The sequence below is a fragment of the Kitasatospora sp. CB02891 genome (assembly GCF_002803145.1).
GTDB classification, from domain to species: domain Bacteria; phylum Actinomycetota; class Actinomycetes; order Streptomycetales; family Streptomycetaceae; genus Kitasatospora; species Kitasatospora griseola.
The window spans coordinates 28096-52027 of sequence record NZ_NNBO01000022.1; the positions used below are offsets into that span (position 1 = coordinate 28096).

The 23932-nt window shown below is 74.1% G+C and carries 1 protein-coding gene; it reads left to right on the forward strand.

Annotated elements, in window-relative coordinates; all coding sequences use genetic code 11:
- Positions 1-18 precede the first annotated feature (18 nt).
- Positions 19-23931 carry a non-ribosomal peptide synthetase gene (locus tag CG736_RS33375; protein ID WP_100589867.1) on the forward strand — a complete coding sequence of 7971 codons (23913 nt, stop codon included), beginning with the start codon at positions 19-21 and terminating at the stop codon, positions 23929-23931.
- Position 23932: the final 1 nt, after the last annotated feature.

The window sequence follows — 23932 nt, forward strand, 5'->3', positions numbered from 1 at the left end:
ACCTCCGGAGGTACCCCCATGTCTCGTCGCGACGGCGACGTCCTTCCCCTGACGGCTGCCCAGCGCGAGATCTGGCTCGCCGAGCAACGCTCCCGCACGGCGATTCCCGGCTACCGCGTCGGCGAGTGCCTGGAGATCCACGGACCGGTTGACCCGAAGCTGTTCGAGACCGCGCTGCGCCGGGTCGTCGACGAGGTCGACGCCCTGCACGTGACCTTCGTCGACGACGGGGACGGCCCGCAGCAGATCCTCCGCCGGACCTGGGACTGGGCGCCCACGCACCTGGACCTCGGCGCGGAACCCGAGCCCCGTGCAGCGGCCATGGAATGGATGGAACGGGACCTGCTGCGCCCGCTGGACCTCGCCAGTGACCCGCTGTTCGGGCACGCGCTGATCCGCCTGTCGCCGACCGAGTTCCTCTGGTACCTGAACTACCACCACGTGGTGCTGGACGCGATCAGCAGCGCCCTGGTCCGCCAGCGGGTCGCCGACGTGTACTCGGCCCTGGCCGACGGCGGGCCGGTGCCGCCCACCCCGTTCGGCCCGCTGCGCGACCTGGTCGACAGCGACACCGCCTACCGCGCATCGGCGGACTTCACCGCCGACCGCGCCTACTGGACGGAACGTTTCGCGGACCGGCCTGCTCCCACCCGGCTCGCCGACAAGGCCCCGGCCGACCCGCACCGTGCGCTGCGCCTGGCCGAGGAGCGCGAACTGCGCCGCCCGGACGCGCTGCGGGCGGCGGCGGGGAGGACGGGCGTCCGGTGGTCCCGCCTGGTGATCGCGGCGGCGGCGCTCTACGCGCACCGACTGACCGGCACCCAGGACGTGGTCCTCGCCCTCCCCGTGACGGCCCGCCGGTCCGCCGACCGCGACCTGATGACGGTGCCGGGCACGATGTCCAACGTGGTGCCACTGCGCCTGACCGTGCGACCCGACATGCGCTGGCGCGACCTGGTCTCCCAGGTCGCGGAGGAGGTCAAGTCGGCCGTCACACACGAGCGTTACCGCAGCGAGGACCTGCTGCGCGACCTCGGCGCGCCCGGCAGCATCGGGACGGAATTCCCGCTGATCGTCAACATCATGGCCTTCAACTCCAGGCCGAGTTTCGCCGGACACCCCGCCTCCGTGCACCATTTCGTGTCCGGCTCGACTACCGACCTCGCCGTCTGGGTCTTCGACTACCGCGACGGCAACCCCCCGCTGCTGCGGCTGCACGGCGCCCCGGAGGCGTACGGCGACGGCGACCTCGCCGTCCACCAGCAGCGGCTGCTCGACCTGCTCGACGCCGTCGCGGACTGCGACCCCGACGAGGCGGTCGGCCGGATCGAGCTGCTCACCGCCGAGGAGCGCCGCGAGGTGGCGGCCCTCGGCGCCGGGCGGGCGGCGGCGGCCCCGGCCGCGAGTCTGCCGGAGCTGTTCCGGGAGCAGGTGCGGGCGAATCCGGACGCGGTGGCCCTGGTAGGGCCGGAAGTGTCGTTGACGTACCGGGAGTTGGAGGCGCGGGCGAATCGGTTGGCGCATGCGCTGATCGCGCGGGGTGCGGGGCCGGAGCGGTTGGTGGCGGTGGCGCTGCCGAGGTCGGCCGCGCTGGTAGTGGCGATCCTCGCGGTGCTGAAGACGGGTGCGGCGTACGTGCCGGTCGACCCGGAGTACCCGGCTGCGCGGATCGGCTATCTGCTCGACGACGCACAGCCCGAACTGGTGATCACGGACTCCCGCAGTGCGGACCGGCTGCCCGTCGGCGGTCCGGTCGAGCGGCTGGTGCTCGACGACCCGGAGACCGCCGCGCTGGTGGCAGGCGGCCCGGCGACCGACCCGGCGGTGGCGATCGACCCGGCGCATCCGGCGTACGTGATCTACACCTCCGGCTCCACCGGCCGGCCCAAGGGCGTGACGCCGACCCACGGCGGCCTGCTCAACCTGCTCACCGACCTGCGCGAGGTGCAGTTCGCCCAACTCCCGCAGAAAGAACGGAGGTTGCGGGTGGCGCTGACCACGTCGGTGTCCTTCGACGCCTCCTGGAACCAGCTGCTCGCCCTGTTCGCCGGTCACGAACTGCACGTCCTGGACCACGCGACCTTCACCGACCCGGACGCCTTCGTCGGCTACGCCAGGCGGTGCGGGCTGGACTTCGTCGAGGCCACCCCGTCCTATCTCCGGATCCTCGTCGACCACGGGCTGCTGGACGATCCGCAGGCACGCCCGGCGCTGGTCGCGGCGGGCGGCGAGGCCGTTCCCGAGCGGCTGTGGGAACGGTTGCGGGCGGCCGACGGGGTGTCCTGCCTCAACTTCTACGGACCGTCCGAGTGCACCGTCAACTCGGTGGTTGCGCCGCTGGGTTCGAGCCCGCGCCCGGTCATCGGGCGGCCGGTGACCAACGCGCGGCTGCATGTCCTCGACGGCGCCCTGCGGCCACTGCCGGCCGGTGTGCCGGGCGAGCTGTACATCACCGGCGCGGGACTGGCGCGCGGCTACCTGAACCGGCCGGGCCTGACCGCCGGGCGCTTCGTCGCCGACCCGTTCGGTCCGGCCGGCTCGCGCATGTACCGCACCGGCGACCTGGTGCGCTGGGGCGCGGACGGGAACCTGGAGTTCCTCGGCCGCACCGACGACCAGATCAAGATCCGCGGCTTCCGGGTCGAACTCGGCGAGATCGAGTCCGTCCTCGCCGAACACCCGCAGGTCGCCCGGGCCGCCGTCGTGGTGCGCACCGAGGAGGAGCCCCGGCTGGTCGCCTACGCGGTCGCCGAGCCCGGCACCACGCCGACCGACACCACCCTGCGCGAGCACCTGCGGGAGCGGCTGCCCAAGCACATGGTGCCCGCCGCGTACGTGGTGCTGGACGCGCTGCCGCTGACCCCGAACGGCAAACTCGACCGGCAGGCGCTGCCCGCCCCCGACCGGCAGGCCGTCGACCCGGGTCGCGCTCCGCGCACCGCCACCGAGCACCTGCTCGCCGGACTGTTCGCCGAGGTGCTCGGCGTGCCGGAAGTCGGCGCCGACGACGACTTCTTCGACCTCGGCGGCCACTCCCTGCTGGCCACCCGCCTGGTCTCCCGGGCGCGGACGGTACTGGGCGTGGAGCTGCGGCTGCGCGACCTGTTCGACGCGCCGAGCGTGGCCGAGCTGGCGGCGGCCGTGGACCTCGCGGGCCGGGCGCGGCCCGCGCTCGCGGCGCGGGAGCGGCCCGAGACGGTCCCGCTGTCGTTCGCGCAGCGCCGCCTGTGGTTCCTGCACCGGATGGACGGCCCGAGTGCCACCTACAACATCCCGCTGACGCTCCGGCTGTCCGGACAGCTGGACCAGCGGGCCCTGGAAGCCGCGCTGGCGGACGTGGTCGAGCGGCACGAGAGCCTGCGCACCGTCTTCCCGGTGGCCGACGGAGTGCCGAGCCAGCACGTGCTGGACATCGACGCCGCCCGCCCGCGGCTGCGGATGACCGAGGTCGGCCGGCGCGAGCTGCCGGAGCGGCTGGCCGAAGCGGCCCGGCACGGCTTCGAACTCGCGCAGGAACCGCCGCTGCACGCCGAGCTGTTCCGGCTCGGCGACGAGGAACACGTCCTGCTGATGGTGGTGCACCACATCGCCGGTGACGGCTGGTCGATGGGCCCGCTCTCGCAGGACCTGACGACCGCCTACGCGGCCCGCGCCGAGGGGGCGAAGCCGCAGTGGTCGCCACTGCCGGTCCAGTACGCCGACTACGCCCTCTGGCAGCGCGAACTGCTCGGCGACGGCGCCGACCCGGACAGCCTGCTGAGCCGTCAACTCGACTACTGGAAGCACCAGTTGGCCGGGCTTCCGGAACAGTTGGAGCTGCCTTTCGACCGTCCCCGCCCGGAGGTGATGTCCTACCGGGGCGCCCACCTGCCGGTCCGGATCGACGCCGAACTGCACCGCGGCCTGCGCGGGCTGGCCCGCGACGGCGGCACCAGCCTGTTCATGGTGCTCCAGGCCGGCCTGGCCGCCCTGCTGGGCAAGCTCGGCGCCGGCGCCGACATCCCGATCGGCACACCGATCGCCGGCCGCACCGACGAGGCCCTGGACGACCTGGTCGGCTTCTTCGTCAACACCCTGGTGCTGCGCACCGACCTGTCCGGCGACCCGTCGTTCACCGAACTGCTGGGCCGGGTCCGCTCCGACGCGCTGGCCGCCTACGCGCACCAGGAGGTGCCGTTCGAGCACCTGGTGGAGGCGTTGAACCCGACCCGGACGCTGGCCCACCACCCGCTGTTCCAGACCATGCTCGCCCTGCAGAACGCGCCGCTCGGCGCCTTCGACCTGCCGCGGCTGCGGGTCGCGACCGATCTGGTCCACACCGGGACGGCCAAGTGCGACCTGACCTTCATCCTGGCCGAACAGCCCGGCGCGGAGGGCCTGTCGGGTCTGGTCGAGTACAGCACCGACCTGTTCGACGAGGCCACCGTGACGGGCATCGTCGACCGGTGGCTGCGGCTGCTGCGCGCCGTCGTCGCCGACCCCGGCCGGCGGATCGGCCAGGTCGACGTGCTGTCCGCCGACGAGCTCCGCGCACTGGCGGCCCCGGCCGGGGGAACCGCCGTCGAGGAAACGCCCGGGAGCAGCCTGGCCGTCCTGTTCGAGCGGCAGGTGGCGGCGAACCCGGCGGCGATCGCGCTCACCGACGGCGAAATCGCCTTTACCTACGCCGAGTTGAACGCCCGGTCGAACCGGCTGGCACACCTCCTGATCGCCCGCGGTGCAGGCCCCGAGCGGCTGGTGGCGCTCGCCCTGCCGCGCTCGGCGGACCTGGTCGTGGCGGTCCTGGCCGTGCTCAAGTCCGGCGCCGCCTACGTGCCGGTGGACCCGCGCTACCCGGCCGCCCGGATCGCCTACCTGCTCCAGGACACCCGCCCGTCCCTGCTGGTGACGACACGTCAGGCAGGCGACCTGCCGGGCGCGGACGGCGTGGACCGGCTGCTGCTGGACGCCGCCGACCTCGACGGGCAGCCCGACACCGACCCGGGCGTCGCGGTCGACCCGGCCCACCCCGCCTACGTCATCCACACCTCCGGCTCCACCGGCGACCCCAAGGGCGTGGTGGTCCCGCACCGCAACGTGGTGCGCCTGTTCGACACCACCCGGGAGGTGTTCAGCTTCTCCGCCGACGACGTCTGGACGCTGTTCCACTCCTACTCCTTCGACTTCTCGGTCTGGGAGCTGTGGGGCGCCCTGCTGCACGGCGGCCGCCTGGTGGTCGTCGACCACGAGACCAGCCGCGCGCCCGGCCGGTTCCTGGAACTCCTGGCCCGCGAACGGGTGACGGTGCTCAACCAGACACCGTCCGCCTTCTACCAGCTGATGCAGGCGGACGCGGAGGCCCCCGAGACCGGCCGCCGACTTGCTCTGCGCACCGTGGTGTTCGGCGGCGAGGCACTCGAACACGCCCGGCTGGCGGCCTGGTACGAGCGCCACCCGCAGGACGCGCCGCGCCTGGTCAACATGTACGGCATCACCGAGACCACCGTGCACGTCACGTACGCGGTACTCGACCGCTCCGGTGCCACCGCCGGCCAGGTCGGCGCCGCCCTCCCCGACCTGCGGACGTACGTGCTCGACGCCGGCCTGCGCCCGGTGGCCCCGGGCGTCGCGGGCGAGCTGTACGTCGCGGGCGCCAGCCTGGCACGCGGCTACCTGAACCGGCCGGGCCTGACCGCCGGGCGCTTCGTCGCCGACCCGTACGGGCCGTCGGGAACGCGGATGTACCGCAGCGGCGACGTGGTGCGCCGCGCCGCGGACGGCAGCCTGCGGTACGTCGGCCGGGCCGACCAGCAGGTGAAGGTGCGCGGCTTCCGGATCGAACTCGGCGAGATCGAGGCGGCGCTCGCCGCGCACCCCGCTGTCGCCCAGGTCGCCGTCCTGGCCCGCCAGGACCGTGCCGACGACACCCGGCTGGTCGCGTACCTGGTGCCGGCGGCGCTCGCCGCGCCGAGGCCCGAGGATCTGCGGGCGCACCTGCGGGAGCGGCTGCCGGAGTACATGGTGCCGTCGGCGTTCGTCGTGCTCGACGCGCTGCCGCTGACCGCCAACGGCAAGCTGGACCACCGGGCGCTGCCCGCGCCCGACCTCACCCCGGCGGCCACCGCCCGCGCACCGCGCACCGCGCAGGAGCAGATCCTCTGCGAGCTGTTCGCCGAGGTCCTGGGCGTGGCGTCGGCCGGCGTCGAGGACGGCTTCTTCGACCTCGGCGGGCATTCCCTGCTGGCCACCCGCCTGGCCGCCCGGATCCGAGCCACCCTGGGCGTGGAAATGCCGCTGCGCACCCTGTTCGAGGCACCGACCCCGGCCGGCCTGGCCGCCGCCCTGGTGGCGGCCGGACCGGCCCAGACCGCCCTGACCCGGCGGGAGCGCCCCGGGACGGTCCCGCTGTCGTTCGCGCAGCGGCGGCTGTGGTTCCTGCACCAGCTGGAGGGCACCGGCGCCAACTACCACATCTCGCTGGCCTGGCGGCTGTCCGGGGCGCTGGACCGCCGGGCCCTGGAAGCCGCCGTGGCGGACGTGGTCGAGCGGCACGAGAGTCTGCGCACCGTGTTCCCGGCGGTCGACGGCGTGCCGTCGCAGCAGGTGCTGGACGTCGTGGCGGCCCGCCCCCGGCTGCTGACGGTCCGGACCACCGAGACCGAGCTGCCGACCGCCCTGGAGGCGGCGAAGGCCCGTCCGTTCGACCTGGCGGTCGAGGTGCCGCTGCGGGCCGAGCTGCTCGAACTGGCAGCGGACGAGCACGTGTTCCACCTGGTGCTGCACCACATCGCGGGCGACGGCTGGTCGCTGGCCCCGCTCGCGCGGGACCTGACCGCCGCCTACGCGGCGCGCCGCCGGGGTGAGGAACCGCAGTGGGCGCCGCTGCCGGTCCAGTACGCCGACTACACGCTGTGGCAGCACGACCTGCTCGGCGACGCGGCCGAACAGGACAGCCCATTCGCCCGTCAGGCGGCCTACTGGAAGCGGCAGTTGGCCGACCTTCCGGAGCGGATCGAGCTGCCCGCCGACCGGCCCCGTCCGGCGGTCGCCTCGCACCGGGGCGGCTCCGTCGGCGCCGGGCTGGACGCAGAGCTGCACCGCGGACTGCGCGAGCTCGCCCGCGCACACGGGACCAGTCTGTTCATGGTGCTCCAGGCCGCGCTGGCGGCGCTGCTGAGCAAGCTCGGCGCGGGCGATGACATCCCGGTCGGCAGCCCCGTCGCGGGCCGCACCGACCAGGCGCAGGACGAGCTGGTCGGCTACTTCGTCAACACCCTGGTGTTCCGCACCGACACCTCGGGTGATCCGACCTTCGCCGAGCTGCTGGGCCGGGTCCGGGACACCGCGCTGGCCGGATACGCCCACCAGGACCTGCCGTTCGAGTACCTGGTCGAGGCCCTCAACCCGGTGCGCTCGCTGGCGCACCACCCGCTGTTCCAGGTCATGCTGGTCCTCCAGAACGCGCCCCGGGCCGACTTCGCGCCGCCCGGGCTGCGTGTGGCGGACGTGCCGTCGACGTCGACCACCGCCAAGCTCGACCTGATCTTCACCATGTCCGAGCGGCTGGCGCAGGACGGTTCCCCGGACGGGATCGACGGGTCCGTCGAGTACACCGGCGACCTGTACGACCCGGCCACCGTCGCGACGATCGTCGGACGATGGGAGCGGCTGCTCCGCGCCGCGGTCGCCGACCCGCACCGGCGGCTCAGCCGGGTCGGCCTGCTCACGGCGGAGGAACGCGCCGAGCTGACCGCGCTGGGCACCGGCCCGGCGGCCCAGGACGTCACCGCGAGTCTGCCGGAGCTGTTCCGGGAGCACGCGCGCCGGACTCCGGACGCGGTGGCCCTGGTGGGGCCGGAAGTGTCGCTGACGTACCGGGAGTTGGAGGCGCGGGCGAATCGGTTGGCGCATGCGCTGATCGCGCGGGGAGCGGGGCCGGAGCGGTTGGTGGCGGTGGCGCTGCCGAGGTCGGCCGCGCTGGTAGTGGCGATCCTCGCGGTGCTGAAGACCGGCGCGGCCTACCTCCCGCTCGACGCGGAGTATCCGGCCGCGCGGCTCGGGTACATGCTCGACGATGCCCGGCCCGCGCTGGTGGTCACGGACTCCCTCGGCGCGGACCGGCTGCCCACCGGCGGTCCGGCTGAGCGGCTGGTGCTCGACGCCCCGGAGACCGCCGCGCTGGTGGCGGGCCACCCGGCGACCGACCCGGCGGTGGCGATCGACCCGGCGCATCCGGCGTACGTGATCTACACCTCCGGTTCCACCGGCCGGCCCAAGGGCGTGGTGGCGACCCACGGCGGCCTGCTCAACCTGTTCGCCGACCAGTGCCCGCTGGTCTTCCGGACGGGGAAGCGGATGCGGGTCGGGCTGACTACGTCCGTGTCCTTTGACGCCTCCTGCGACCAACTGTTCGCGCTGTTCGCCGGCCACGAACTGCACGTCCTGGACGAGGCGACCTGGACCGACCCGGACGCCTACCTCGACCACGCCGCTCGGGTCGGACTGGACACCGTCGGCGGCACCCCGTCCTACCTGCAAGTCCTCGTCGACCACGGCCTGCTGGACCACCCGACCTGGCGTCCGGTGATGGTCGGCCTGGGCGGGGAGGCCGTTCCGGAGCAGCTCTGGGAGCGGCTGCGGGCCGCCGACGGGGTGTTCTCCGTGAACTACTACGGGCCGTCCGAGTGCACGGTGGACTCGGTCTTCGCGCCGCTGGAGTCGAGTCCGCACCAGGTGATCGGCCGACCGCTCGGCGGGGTTCGGCTGCAGGTGCTCGACGCCGCGCTCCAGCCGGTTCCCGCCGGTGTGCCGGGCGAGCTGTACCTCGCCGGTGCGGGCCTGGCCCGCGGCTACCTGAACCGGCTGGGCCTGACCGCCGGGCGCTTCGTCGCCGACCCGTACGGGTCGGCGGGCACCCGGATGTACCGCACCGGCGACCTGGTGCGGTGGAACCCGGACGGCAACCTGGAGTTCCTCGGCCGCACCGACGACCAGGTCAAGGTCCGGGGACACCGGATCGAACTCGGCGAGATCGAGACGGCGCTGACGGGCCATCCGCTGGTCGCCCGGGCCGCCGTCATCGTTCGGAAGGACCGGCTGGTCGCGTACCCGGTTCCCATCACTGGTGCGGGACTCCGCTCGGAGGATCTGCGGGCGCACCTGCGCGAGCGGCTGCCGGAGTACATGGTGCCGTCGGCCTTCGTCGTGCTCGACGCGCTGCCGCTGACCGCCAGCGGCAAGCTGGACCGGCGCGCCCTGCCCGAACCCGAGACCACCGCCACCCCGGGCGGCCGGGCCCCGCACACCCCGCAGGAACACGTGCTGGCCGGGCTGTTCGCCGAGGTGCTGGGCCTGACCCGGGTCGGTGCCGACGACGACTTCTTCGAGCTCGGCGGACACTCGCTGCTGGCCACCCGTCTGGTGGCCCGGATCCGCTCGACGCTCGGCGTGGAGCTGGCCCTGCACACGCTGTTCCGCACCCCGACCGTGGCCGGGCTGGCCGCCGGGCTGGACGGCGCGGACCGGGCCCGGCTCGCCCTGGAACGGGCGGAGCGGCCCGACCTCGTGCCGCTGTCGTCCGCCCAGCGCCGGCTGTGGTTCCTGCGTCAACTGGAGAGTGCCGACTCGGTCTACAACATGCCGCTCGCGTGGCGGCTGGCAGGACCGCTCGACCCGGCGGCCCTGGAAGCGGCGCTGGGTGACCTCGCCGACCGGCACGAAACCCTGCGCACGGTCTTCCCGTCCACGGACGGCGTACCCCACCAGCAGGTGCTGGCCGCCGGGCAGGCGCGCCCCGGTCTGTCGGTCACCCCGGCCGACGAATCCGCCCTGACGGACCTGCTGACGGCGGCCGCGGCACGCGGATTCGACCTCGCGACGGAACCGCCGCTGCGCGCCGAGCTGTTCGCGCTCGCGCCGGACGAGCACGTGCTGCTGCTGGTGATGCATCACATCGCCGGCGACGGCTGGTCGTTGGGCCCGCTCGCCGCCGACCTGGCCACCGCGTATGCGGCCCGCCGCCGGGGCGAGGAGCCGCAGTGGACGCCGCTGCCCGTGCAGTACGCCGACTACACGCTGTGGCAGAACCGGCTGCTCGGCGACCCGGCCGACCCCGACAGCCTCGCATCCCGGCAGACCGCCTACTGGGCACGGCAGTTGGCCGACCTGCCGGAGCAGATCCCGCTCCCCGCCGACCGCCACCGCCCCGCGACCCCCTCCCACTCGGGCGGTCACCTGCCGATCGAGCTGGACGCCGATCTGCACGCCGGCCTGGTCCGGCTGGGCCGAGAGCACGGCGCCAGCGTGTACATGGTGCTCCAGGCCGCGCTGGCCTCGCTGCTGGACAAGCTCGGCGCGGGCACGGACATCCCGGTCGGCAGCCTGATCGCGGGCCGGACGGACGAGGCGCTGGACGACCTGGTCGGGTTCTTCGTCAACACCCTGGTGCTGCGCACCGACACCAGCGGCGACCCGTCCTTCGCCGACCTGCTGGTCCGGGTCCGGGAGGCCGCGCTCGGCGCGTACGCGCACCAGGACCTGCCGTTCGAGCACGTAGTCGAGGCACTCAACCCGTCCCGGTCGCCGGCCCGGCAGCCGCTGTTCCAGGTGCTGCTCGCGCTGCAGAACGTGCCCCGCAGCGAGTTCGCCCTGGACGGGCTGGACGCCGGGATCGTCCTGGTGCGGACGCCGACGACGATGTTCGACCTCGGCTTCCACCTGCTGGAGCGCGGCGGCACCGCCGGGGCGGCCGAGGGAATCGTCGGCCGGGTCGAGTACAGCACCGACCTGTTCGACCCCGCCACGGTCGAGACCCTGGTCGGCCGGTGGCTGCGGCTGCTGGCCGCGGTGGTCGCCGAACCGGACCGGCCGCTGAGCCGGATCGACGTCCTCACCGCCGAGGAACGGCACGAGCTGCTGGTCGCCCGCAACGACACCGCCCACCCGGTCCCCGACGTCGGCCTGCCCGCCCTGTTCGAGGCGCAGGTCCGGGCGACCCCGGACGCCCCGGCGGTGCTGCACGAGGGCGCCGAGCTGACCTACCGCGAGCTGAACCGCCGGGCCAACCGCCTCGCCCACGCGCTGATCGCCCGCGGCGTGGGCCCGGAGCGCACCGTCGCCCTGCGGCTGCCGCGCTCGCCCGAGTTGGTGGTCGCCGTCCTCGCGGTGCTCAAGACCGGCGCGGCGTACCTGCCCGTCGACCCGGACTACCCGGCCGCCCGCATCGCCTACATGCTGGACGACGCCCGCCCGGCCGTGGTGCTCGACGACTCCACCACGGGGGCTGAGGGGGACTGGCCGGACACCGAACCGGAGGTCGCGTTCGACGCCCGGCACCCGGCCTACGTCATCTACACCTCCGGCTCCACCGGCCGCCCCAAGGCCGTGGTGATGCCCGCCGCCGGACTGCTGAACCTGCTGGAGTGGCACCACCGCGCCGTCGGCGGCGAACCCGGCACGCGCACCGCGCAGTTCACCGCGATCAGCTTCGACGTCTCGGTGCAGGAGATGCTGTCCGCGCTGTTGTACGGCAAGACCCTGGTGGTGCCGACCGAGGAACAGCGCCGCAGCGCCGAACTGTTCGCGCACTGGCTGGACCGCCACCGGGTCGCCGAGCTGTTCGCGCCCAACCTGGTGGTCGAGGCGGTGGCCGAGGCCGCCGAGGAGGCCGGACTGGACCTGCCGCACCTGCGGCTGATCGCCCAGGCCGGCGAGGCGATGCGGCTGGGCGGCGCACTGCGCCGCCTCCAGGCCCGGCCGGGCCGGGAACTGCACAACCACTACGGGCCCGCCGAGACCCACGTCATCACCGCCTACCCGCTGCCGGCCGACCCCGCCGACTGCCCGACGCCGGTGCCGATCGGCCGACCGATCGCCAACTGCCGGGCATACGTGCTGGATTCGGCCCTGCGACCGGTCGCACCCGGCGTGCTCGGCGAGCTGTACCTCGCCGGGACGGGGCTCGCCCGCGGCTACCTGAACCGGCCCGCGCTGACCGCCGGGCGATTCGTCGCCGACCCGTACGGCCCGGCGGGTGCGCGGATGTACCGCACCGGCGACCTGGTGCGCTGGCGCGCCGACGGCGAGTTGGAGTTCGCCGGCCGGGTCGACCACCAGCTGAAGGTCCGCGGATTCCGGATCGAGCCGGGCGAGATCGAGGCCGAGCTGACCGCGCACCCGGGCGTCGCCCAGGTCGTGGTGCTCGCCCGGGAGGACCGGATCGTCGCCTACGTCGTCCCGCCGGCCGGTGCCGGAACGACCGCCGCGGCCCTGGCGGCCCACCTGCGGGAGCGGCTGCCGGAGCACCTGGTGCCGTCCGCGTTCGTGCTGCTGGACGCGCTGCCGGTGACGCCGAACGGCAAGCTGGACCGGGCCGCGCTGCCCGCTCCCGAGGCCGGTCCCGCCGTGAGCGGCCGGGCGCCGCGCACGCCGCAGGAGCAGATCCTGTGCGAGCTGTTCGCTGAGGTGCTGGGCCTCGCCCGGGTCGGCGTCGAGGAGGACTTCTTCGCGCTCGGCGGGCACTCCCTGCTCGCCACCCGCCTGGTCTCCCGGGTCCGGGCGACCCTCGGCGTCGAGCTGGAACTGCGCACCCTGTTCCGCACACCGACACCCGCCGGGCTGGCAGGCGCCCTGCACGGCGCCGACGCCGCGCGGCCGGCCCTGACACCCCGGCCCCGCCGCGACCCGATGCCGCTGTCGTTCGCGCAACACCGGCTCTGGTTCCTCCAGGAGCTCGGGACCCCGAGCGCCACGTACCACATGCCGCTGGCGCTGCGGCTCTCCGGCGGCCTCGACCGGGACGCGCTGAGCACCGCACTCGGGGACGTGGCGGGCCGGCACGAGACCCTGCGCACCGTCTTCCCGCACACCGCCGGAGTTCCGCACCAGCAGGTGCTCGACCCCGCCGAGGCCGTCGTTCCGCTTGCCGTACGCACCGCCGACGAGGCGGAACTACCCGCCCTGTTGCGCGAAGCGGCGGTGCGCGGCTTCGACCTGACCTCCCAAGTGCCGCTGCGCGCCGAGCTGTTCGCGCTCGCGCCGGACGAGCACGTGCTGCTGCTGGTGATGCACCACATCGCCGGCGACGGCTGGTCCATGGGCCCGCTGGCCCGGGACCTGGCCACCGCCTACACCGCCCGCCGGGACGGCCGGGCACCGGCCTGGCCGCCGCTGCCGGTGACGTACGGCGACTACACCCTGTGGCAGCACGACATCCTGGGCGACGAACACGACGCCGACAGCGTGTTCGCCCGTCAGGTCACCCACTGGACGCAGGCACTGGCCGGGCTGCCCGAGCAGCTCCGGCTGCCGGCCGACCGGCCGCGCCCGGCCGTCCTGACCTACGGCGGCGACCTGCTGGAACTCCGGATCGGCGCCGAACTGCACGCCGCGCTCGCCGAGTTGGCGCGCCGCTCGGGCACGACCCTGTTCATGGTGCTCCAGGCGGCGCTCGCCGCGCTGTACACCAGGCTGGGTGCGGGCACGGACATTCCGATCGGCAGCCCGATCGCGGGCCGGACGGACGAGGCGCTGGACGAGCTGGTCGGTTTCTTCGTCAACACCCTGGTGCTGCGCACCGACACCGGCGGCGACCCGACCTTCGCGGAGCTGCTGGGCCGGGTGCGGGAGACGGCGCTGTCCGCGTACGCGCACCAGGACGTGCCGTTCGAGCACCTGGTCGAGGCGCTGAACCCGACCCGCTCGCTCTCCCACCACCCGCTCTACCAGACCGGGTTGGTGGTGCAGAACGCACCCGGCGGCGACTTCGAACTGCCCGGCCTCCAGGTCTCCGGCATGGCGGTGCTCACCGGGACGGCGCGGCTCGACCTGACTTTCGGGTTCGCCGAGGAGCACGGGCCCGACGGCGCGCCGGCCGGGCTCGGCGGTGCGGTCGAGTACAGCACCGACCTGTTCGACCGCTCGACGGTCGAAACCCTGGTCGCCCGCCTCACCAGGCTGCTCGCGGCCGTCGCCGCCGCGCCCGACCTGCCGATCGGCCGGATCGACCTGCTATCCGCCGAGGAGCGCGCCGAACTGCTGCCCGCCGTCGACGGCGTGGAGGCCGCGGCCTGCCTGCCGGAGCTGTTCGCGGCTCGGGTCGCGGCGGTGCCGGACGCGGTGGCGCTGGTCTGCGGCGACGCGGAGTTGACGTACCGCCAGGTGAACGCCCGGGCGAATCGGTTCGCGCATGCGCTGATCGCGCGGGGTGTGCGGCCGGAGCAAGTGGTGGCGGTGGCCCTGCCGCGCTCGGTGGAGTCGGTGGTGGCCGTCCTGGGCATTCTGAAGGCCGGGGCCGGGTACCTGCCGGTGGATCCCGCGTACCCCGAAGCGCGGATCGCCTACATGCTGGCGGACGCCCGCCCGGCACTGGTGGTCGACGACCCCGCCACGGTGGCCGAGGGAGACTGGCCGGACACCGACCCGGAGATCGCGCTCGACGCCCGGCACCCGGCGTACGTGATCTACACCTCCGGTTCGACCGGCCGCCCCAAGGGCGTCGTGGTCAGCCACGCCGGCGTGCCCGGCCTGGTGGCGGCGCAGACCGAGCGGCTCGGCGTGGCACCGGGCAGCCGGGTGCTCCAGTTCGCCTCGCCCAGCTTCGACGCGTCCTTCTGGGACCTGTGCAGTGCGCTGCTCAGCGGAGCCGCCCTCGTCCTGGCCCCGGCCGAAGCTCCGCTGGAAGCCCTGACGGACCGCCGGCTCGACGTCACCCACGTGACGCTGCCGCCCTCGGCCCTGGCCGCGCTGGAGAGCGCCGAACTCACCGCCACCACCCTGGTGGTGGCGGGCGAGGCCTGCCCGCCCGAGCTGGTCGCCCGGTGGGCTCCCGGCCGGCGGATGATCAACGCGTACGGCCCGACCGAGACCACGGTCTGCGCGACCATGAGCGACCCGCTCGCTCCGGGCTCCGGCGTGCCACCGATCGGCCGACCGGTCGCGGGCTTCCGGGCGTACGTCCTCGATGAGCGGCTGCGTCTCCTGCCGCCGGGCGTGGCAGGGGAGTTGTACGTCGCCGGGCCCGGCCTGGCGCGCGGCTACCTGAACCGGCCCGGGCTGACGGCCGGGAGGTTCGTCGCCAGTCCGTTCGGAGTCGGTGAGCGTATGTACCGCACCGGCGACGTGGTGCGCCGCCGGGCCGATGGCGAGCTGGAGTACGTCGGCCGCGCCGACGACCAGGTGAAGGTGCGCGGCTTCCGGGTCGAACTCGGCGAGGTCGAGGCCGCGTTGACCGAACACCCCGCCGTCGCCCAGGCCGCCGTGCTGGCCCAGGACGACCGGCTGATCGGCTATGCGGCGGCCCGCCCCGACACGGCCGTCCGCCCCGCCGAACTGGCCGCGTACCTGCGGGAACGGCTGCCGGACTACCTGGTGCCGTCCGCCTTTGTCGTGCTGGACGCGCTACCGGTGACGCCGAACGGCAAGCTGGACCGGGCCGCGCTGCCCGCTCCCGAGGCCGGTCCCGCCGTGAGCGGCCGGGCACCGCGCACGCCCCAGGAGCAGATCCTGTGCGGGCTGTTCGCCGAGGTGCTGGGCCGGCCGCAGGTCGGCGTCGACGAGGACTTCTTCGACCTGGGCGGGCACTCGCTGCTCGCCACCCGGCTGGCCGCCCGGGTGCGTTCGGTACTCGGCGTGGAACTCGGGCTGCGCGCGCTCTTCCGGGCACCCACCGTGGCCGGCCTGGCCGAGGCACTGGCCGAGGCCGGGAACGCCCGCCCCGCCGTGACCAGGCACCAGCGGCCCGAGACGGTGCCGCTGTCCTTCGCGCAGCGCCGGCTCTGGTTCCTGCACCGGATGGACGGCGCCGCCGCGACCTACCACATCCCGCTGGCCCTCCGGTTGACCGGAACGCTCGACCGGGCCGCGCTGGACGAGGCACTCGCCGACGTGGTGGCCCGGCACGAGAGCCTGCGGACGGTGTTCCCGGAGACCGGCGGCGTGCCGCGCCAGCACGTCCTGGACCCGGCTGCCGTCCGGCTCCAGGCCCGGACCACCGAGGTATCGCAGGACGAACTCCCGGAGCAGCTCGCCGAGTTCGCCCGGCAGCCGTTCGACCTGGCGGCGGAACCGCCGCTGCGCGCCGAGCTGTTCGCGCTCGCACCGGACGAGCACGTGCTGCTGCTGGTGATGCACCACATCGCCGGCGACGGCTGGTCCACCGGCCCGCTGGCCCGGGACCTGGCCGAGGCGTACGCCGCCCGCAGTCAGGGCCGGGCGCCGGACCTGCCGGACCTGCCGGTGCAGTACGTCGACTACACCCTGTGGCAGCGCGACCTGCTCGGCGACGCCGCCGACCCCGGGAGCCGGTTCGCCGAGCAACTCGACTACTGGCAGCGCCAACTGTCCGACCTGCCGGAGCTGCTCCAGCTGCCGACCGACCAGCCGAGGCCCGCCGTGGCCGGCTGGCGGGGCGACCACGTCGGCCTGGAACTGAACGCCGAACTGCACGCCGCCCTCACCGAGTTGGCGCGCCGCACCGGCACCAGCCTGTTCATGGTGCTGCAGGCGGCGCTGGCCGCGCTGTACACCAGGCTGGGTGCGGGTACTGACATCCCGATCGGCAGCCCGATCGCGGGCCGGACGGACGAGGCGCTGGACGACCTGGTCGGGTTCTTCGTCAACACCCTGGTGCTGCGCACCGACACCGGCGGCGACCCGTCCTTCGCGGAGCTGCTGGGCCGGGTGCGGGAGACGGCGCTGTCCGCGTACGCACACCAGGACGTCCCGTTCGAGCATCTGGTGGAGGCGCTGAACCCGTCCCGCTCGCTGTCCCACCACCCGCTGTTCCAGACCGTCCTGGCCGTGCAGAACGCTCCGATGGGGCGGTTCTCGCTGCCGGGCCTGGACGTCGCCACCTACGCCGTGGGCACCGGAACCGCCAAGTTCGACCTCGGGGTGAGCCTCGCCGAGCAGTTCGGCCCGGACGGCAGCCCCGCCGGGATCGTCGGCGGCGTCGAGTACGCCACCGACCTGTTCGACCGCTCCACGGTCCTGGCGCTCACCAGGCGCTGGATGCTCCTCCTGGAGGCCGTCACCGCCGACCCGGATCGGCCGATCGGACGGATCGAGCTCCTCGACCCGGACGAGCGGCACCAGCTGCTGGAACGCGGCAACGCGACCGCCCGCGAAGTCGCGGCCGTCCCCGTCCCGCAGGCGTTCGCGGCACAGGTCGCGAGGACACCGGACGCGGTGGCGCTGGTGTGCGGCGATGCTGAGTTGACGTACCGTCAGCTGGGTGCCCGGGCGAACCGGTTCGCGCATGCGCTGATCGCGCAGGGTGTGCGGCCGGAGCAGGTGGTGGCGGTGGCCCTGCCGCGCTCGGTGGAGTCGGTGGTGGCCGTCCTCGGCGTCCTGAAGGCAGGGGCCGCGTACCTGCCGGTGGACCCGGCGTACCCCGAGGCCCGGATCGCGCTGATGCTCGATGACGCCCGCCCGTCGGTGGTGGTCGACGACCCCGCCATGGTGGCCGAGGGGGAATGGCCGGACACCGACCCGGACGTCCCGCTCGACGTCCGGCACCCCGCATACGTCATCTACACCTCCGGCTCGACCGGCCGCCCCAAGGGCGTCGTGGTCGCCCACGGCGGTGTGGCCAGCCTGGTCGCCGCCCAGATCGAGCGGTTCGCCATCGAACCCGACAGCCGGGTGCTCCAGTTCGCCTCGCCCAGCTTCGACGCCTCGGTGTCGGAGATCTTCACCGCGCTGCTGTGCGGCGCGGCCCTGGTGCTGCCCCCTGCGGCCGAGCCGCTCGCCGCGCTCACCGACCCCGGCCTGCGGGCCAGCCATGCGACCGTGCCGCCGTCCGTCCTGGCCGCCGTGCCGGAAAGCTCGGTGGCGGTACGGACGCTGGTGGTGGCCGGCGAGGCCTGCCCGCCCGAGCTGGTGGACCGGTGGGCTTCCGGCCGGCGGATGATCAACGCGTACGGTCCGACCGAGACCACGGTCTGCGCGACCATGAGCGACCCGCTGACCCCCGGCTCCGGCGTGCCACCGATCGGCCGGCCGATCGCCAATGCGCGGGTGTACGTGCTGGACGACCGGCTGCGCCCGGCGCCGCCCGGCGTGGTGGGAGAGCTGTACGTCGCCGGCGCCGGCCTGGCCCGCGGCTACCTGAACCGGCCGGGCCTGACGGCCGGACGGTTCGTCGCCTGCCCGTTCGGCGCAGGTGAGCGCATGTACCGCACCGGCGACCTGGTGCGCTGGCTGCGCGACGGCCAGCTGGAGTACCTCGGCCGCGCCGACGACCAGGCCAAGGTTCGCGGCTTCCGGGTCGAGCCCGGCGAGATCGAGGCCGCACTGGCCGAACACCCCGCCGTCGCCCGGGCCGCCGTCCTCGCCCAGGACGACCGGCTCATCGGCTACGTCGTCCCGCGCCAGGACACCGCCCGCGACAGCGGCCTGGAAGCCGACCACGTCGGCGAGTGGCAGGACATCTACGACGCCCTGCCCATCGCCCCCGAGGAAACCGACTTCGGCCAGAACTTCGTGGGCTGGAACAGCAGTTACGACGCCAGCCCGATCCCCGTCGAACAGATGCGGGAGTGGCGGGACGCCACCGTGGCCCGCATCCTCGCCCTGCGCCCGCGCCGGGTGCTCGAAGTCGGCGTCGGCACCGGCCTGCTGCTCTCGCAGATCGCACCGCACTGCGAGTCGTACTGGGCGACCGACTTCTCCGCCACCGCGATCGACGCACTGACCGCCCAGGTCGCGCGGCAGGAGAACCTCGCCGACCGAGTGGTGCTGGAGACCCGACCGGCGCACCACACCGACGGGCTGCCGACCGGGCAGTTCGACACCATCGTGATCAACTCGGTGGTGCAGTACTTCCCGTCCGCCGACTACCTCGCGGACGTGATCGACCGGTTGACGGGCCTGCTCGCCCCCGGCGGCGCCCTGTTCGTCGGCGACGTCCGCAACCTGCGACTGCTGCGCCCGCTGACCACCGCCGTCCAGCTCCACCGGGCCGGCGACGACAGCGACCTCGCCGCAGTGCGCCGCGCCGTCGAGCAGGCCGTCCGGGTGGAGAAGGAACTCCTGGTCGACCCGGACTTCTTCACCGCCCTGCGGGAGCGCGGCACCGGCATCGGCGCGGTGGCCGTGGAGCTCAAGCGCGGCCGCCACCACAACGAACTGACCCGCTACCGCTACGACGTGACGCTGCACAAGGCCCCGGCTGCCCCGGCGGCGCCGGGCCGGAGCGTCGACCTGGAATGGGGACGGCAGCTCACCGGGCTGGACGAGCTGCGCGAGCTGCTCGCCCGGCCGAGCGCGGACCTGCTGCGGATCACCGGGGTGCCGAACCGGCGCGTGGCGCGGGAGGCCGACCTCGCCCGGGCGGTGCAGACCGGGGACGGCCCGCTCGCCGAACTGCTGGAGCGGCTGCATGCACCGGAGCAGGACGGAGTCCCCGACCCGGAGGACTTCCACGCCCTCGGGCGGGAGTTCGGCCGCCGGGTGGGCGTCACCTGGTCGGCCACCGCGGCCGACGCCGTGGACGTCATCTTCGCCGACCCGCAGGCACTTCGCGGCGGGCCCGTCGAACCCCACCGGCCCGCCGGAACCGTCCGCAGGCCGCTGTCCGCGCTGACCAACCGCCCGACCGGCGGCCGCGGCACCGGCGCCCTCCTCGGCGAACTCCGCGACTGGCTGCGCGGACGGCTGCCCGACTACCTCGTCCCGTCGGCGTTCGTGGCACTGGAGGCCCTGCCGCTGACCGCCAGCGGCAAGCTCGACCGCCGCGCCCTGCCCGCGCCCGACCTCGGCCCGATCACGGCCGGGCGGGCCCCGCGCACCCCGCAGGAACAGCTCCTCGCCGAACTGTTCGCCGAAGTGCTCGGCCTGGCCCAGGTCGGGGTCGACGACAGCTTCTTCGACCTCGGCGGGCACTCCCTGCTCGCGACCCGCCTGGCCTCCCGGGTCCGGGCGACCCTCGGCGCGGAACTGGAGGTCCGCACCCTGTTCGAGACCCCGACCGTGGCCGCGCTCGCCGCCCGCCTCGACGGCTCCGGCACGGCGCGACCCGCGCTCACCGCCCGCCCGCGGCCCGAACGCGTCGAACTGTCCTTCGCCCAACGGCGACTGTGGTTCCTGCACCGGATGGACGGGCCGAGCGCCACCTACAACATGCCGCTCGCGCTCAGCCTCACCGGCGACCTCGACCGGCCGGCCCTGCACGCCGCGCTCGCCGACGTGATCGCCCGTCACGAAAGCCTGCGGACGGTCTTCCACGAGACCGACGGCGCCCCGCACCAGGTCGTGCTGAGCGCCGCCCAGGCCCACCCGGCGCTGCCGGTCGTCGACCTCGACGAGAGCCGACTGGCCGAACGGCTGGCGGAGACCGCCCGGCGCGGCTTCGACCTGGACGCCGAACCGCCGGTGCGGGCCGAGCTGTACACGCTCGCACCCGACCGGCACGTGCTGCTGGTCGTCGTCCACCACATCGCCGCCGACGGCTGGTCGATGGGACCGCTCTCCGGCGACCTCGCCACGGCCTACGCCGCGCGCTGCCGGGGCGAGGAACCGCAGTGGTCCCCGCTGCCCGTGCAGTACGCCGACTACAGCCTGTGGCAACGCGACCTGCTCGGCGACACAGACGACCCGGACAGCCTGTTCGCTCGCCAACTCGCCTACTGGAAGGACGAACTGGCGGGCATCCCGCAGCAGGTGCAGCTGCCCGCCGACCGGCCCCGGCCACCGGTGGCCTCCCAGCGGGGTGAACGCGTCGGCGTCCGGATCGACCCCGAACTGCACGCCGCCCTGCGGGAACTGGCCGCCGAACGCGGCGCCAGCATGTTCATGGTGCTGCAGGCCGGCCTCGCCGCCCTGCTCACCCGGCTCGGCGCCGGCACCGACCTCGCGATCGGCAGCCCCATCGCCGGCCGCACCGACCAGGCGCTCGACGACCTCGTCGGATTCTTCGTCAACACCCTGGTGCTGCGCACCGACACCGGCGGCGACCCCGGCTTCGCCGAACTGGTCGGCCGGGTGCGGCAGAAGGCACTCGCCGCGTACGACCACCAGGACGTGCCGTTCGAGTACCTGGTCGAGGTGGTCAACCCGGTCCGCTCGCTGGCGCACCACCCGCTGTTCCAGATCATGCTGGCCCTGCAGAACGCGCCCGTCGGCGACTTCGCGCTGCCCGGACTGGAGACAGGCCACCTGGAGGCGCCGACCGGCACCGCCCGGGTCGACCTGACCTTCAGCCTCGCCGAGCAGTTCCGCCCCGACGGTGGCCCGGACGGCCTGGTCGGCGCGGTGGAGTACGCCACCGACCTGTTCGACGCGGCCACCGTGGAGCTGCTGTTCGAACGCTGGGCCCGCCTGCTGCGTACGGCGGTCGCCGACCCCGACCGGCCGATCGGCGGGATCGACATCCTGTCCGCCGAGGAACACCGCCGCCTGCTGGCCGACTCCCACGGCGCCCCGGCCGACCTGCCCGAGGCCGCCGTGCCCGAGCTGTTCGCCCGTCAGGTGAGGGCCACCCCCGACGCGGTCGCCGTGGTCGCGGGCGGCGTCGAACTTACCTACACCGAGCTCGACCGGCGGGCCGACCGGCTGGCCCGGGCCCTGATCCGCCACGGCGTCCGGCCGGAGACACCCGTCGGGGTGCTGATGGACCGGTCGGCGGACCTCGTGGTGGCGATCCTGGCCGTCCTCAAGGCCGGCGGCGCCTACGTGCCGCTGGACTCGCGCTTCCCCGCCTCCCGGATCGAGCTGATCATGCGCGAGAGCGGCGCCGCCCTGGTGCTCACCCCGGAGACGCTGACCGCGCTGGAACAGGCCGAGACCGACCCGTCCGGCATCGAAGTCCCGTGCGAACCCGGACAGTTGGCGTACATCATGTACACCTCCGGCTCGACCGGCCGACCCAAGGGCGTGGCCGTCACCCACCGCGACGTGGTCGGCCTCGCACTCACCCCCGAATGGCGCGGCGGCGGACACGAACGGGTGCTGATGCACTCCCCGACGGCCTTCGACCTCTCCACCTACGAGCTGTGGGTCCCGCTGCTCAACGGCGGCCGGATCGTCGTCGCGCCGCCCGAGCAGCTCGACCTCGACCTGCTCCAGCACACCCTCGCCACCCACGCCGTGACCGGACTCTGGCTCACCGCCGGCCTGTTCCGCCTGGTCGCCGAGGAACGCCCGGCGCTGCTCGCCGGCGTGCGCGAGGTGTGGACCGGCGGCGACGTGGTCTCCCCGGCCGCCGTCGCCCGCGTGCTGGAGGCCTGCCCCGGCATCGAGGTGGTCAACGGCTACGGGCCCACCGAAGCCACCACCCTGGCCACCTGCCACTCCGTGCGCACGCTCCCCGAGAACGTCGCGACCGTGCCGATCGGCGGGCCGATGGCCAACATGCGCACCTACGTCCTCGACGCCCGGCTGCGCCCCCTGCCCACCGGCATGGTCGGCGAGCTGTACCTCGCCGGGACGGGCGTGGCCCGCGGCTACCTCGGCCGGCCCGACCTGACGGCGGAGCGCTTCACCGCCGACCCGTACGGCCCGCCCGGAAGCCGGATGTACCGCACCGGCGACCTGGCCTGGTGGCGTCCCGACGGCACCCTGGAGTTCGCCGGACGCGCCGACCACCAGGTCAAACTGCGCGGCCTGCGGATCGAGCCCGGCGAGATCGAAGCGGTCCTCGCGGGCTGCCCCGGCATCGCCCAGGCCGCCGTCGTCGTCCGCGAGGACCGGCCCGGCGACAAGCGGCTGGTCGCCTACCTGGTCCCCGCCCCCGGGGCCGCGCCCGAGAAGAGCGAAATCTCCGGCCGGCTGCGCCGGGACCTGCCCGACTACATGGTGCCGGCGGCGTTCGTCACCGTGGACGCGCTGCCGCTGACCGCCAACGGCAAGCTCGACCGGGCCGCCCTGCCCGCCCCCGACTACGGGGCGTCGGACACCGGCCGCGGCCCCCGGACCCCGCAGGAGCAACTGCTGTGCGGCCTGTTCGCCGAGGTCCTCGGCCGGGAGCAGGTACGGATCGACGACAACTTCTTCGACCTCGGCGGACACTCGCTGCTGGCCGCCCGGCTGGCCTCCCGGGTCCGCGAGACCCTCGGCCTGGAACTGGGCCTGCGGATGCTGTTCGAGGCGCCGACCGTGGCCGGACTCACCGAACGCCTGGTCATGAACGACCCCGCCGACGCCCTGGACGTCGTGCTGCCGCTGCGCTCCACCGGGACCGCCACCCCGCTGTTCTGCATCCACCCCGGCGGCGGCATCAGCTGGTCGTACAGCGGCCTGCTGAACCACGTCGGCCGCGAGCACCCGGTCTATGCGATCCAGGCCCGCGGCCTCGGCCGGCCCGAACCCCTGCCCGCGTCCTACGAGGAGATGGCCGCCGACTACGCCGACCAGATCCGGAAGATCCAGCCCGAGGGCCCGTACCTGCTGCTCGGCTGGTCCGCCGGCGGGCTGATCGCCCACGCGCTCGCCTGCGAACTCCAGGCGCGCGGCGAGCGGACCGAGCTGCTGGCGATCCTCGACGCCTACCCGGTGAAGGACGTGCAGTTCGACGAGATGCCGGTGCCCACCGAACGGGACGTGCTCGTCGGCGTGCTCGACGTCGACCCGGACGAACTCGGCGACCGGGAGGTGACCTACGCCGAGGTCGCCGAGGTGCTGAACCGGCGGGGCAGTGCGCTCCAGGGCCTGACCGAGCGTCAGATCGAGGTCATCGTCCAGATCATGATCAACAACTCGAAGCTGGCCGTCGACTTCGTCCCCGGCCGCTTCGACGGCGACCTGCTGCTCTTCAACTCCACCATCGACCGGACCGAGGACAACGCCGGGCCCCACACCTGGCGCCCCTACGTCACCGGCCGGATCGAATCCCACGACATCACCACCCGGCACAACCGGATGACCGAAGCCGGCTCACTGGCCCAGATCGGACCGGTCCTGGCCGCCAGGCTCGCCGGCACCGCCGACGACAACACCCGTTCCCACCAGGAGGACTGAC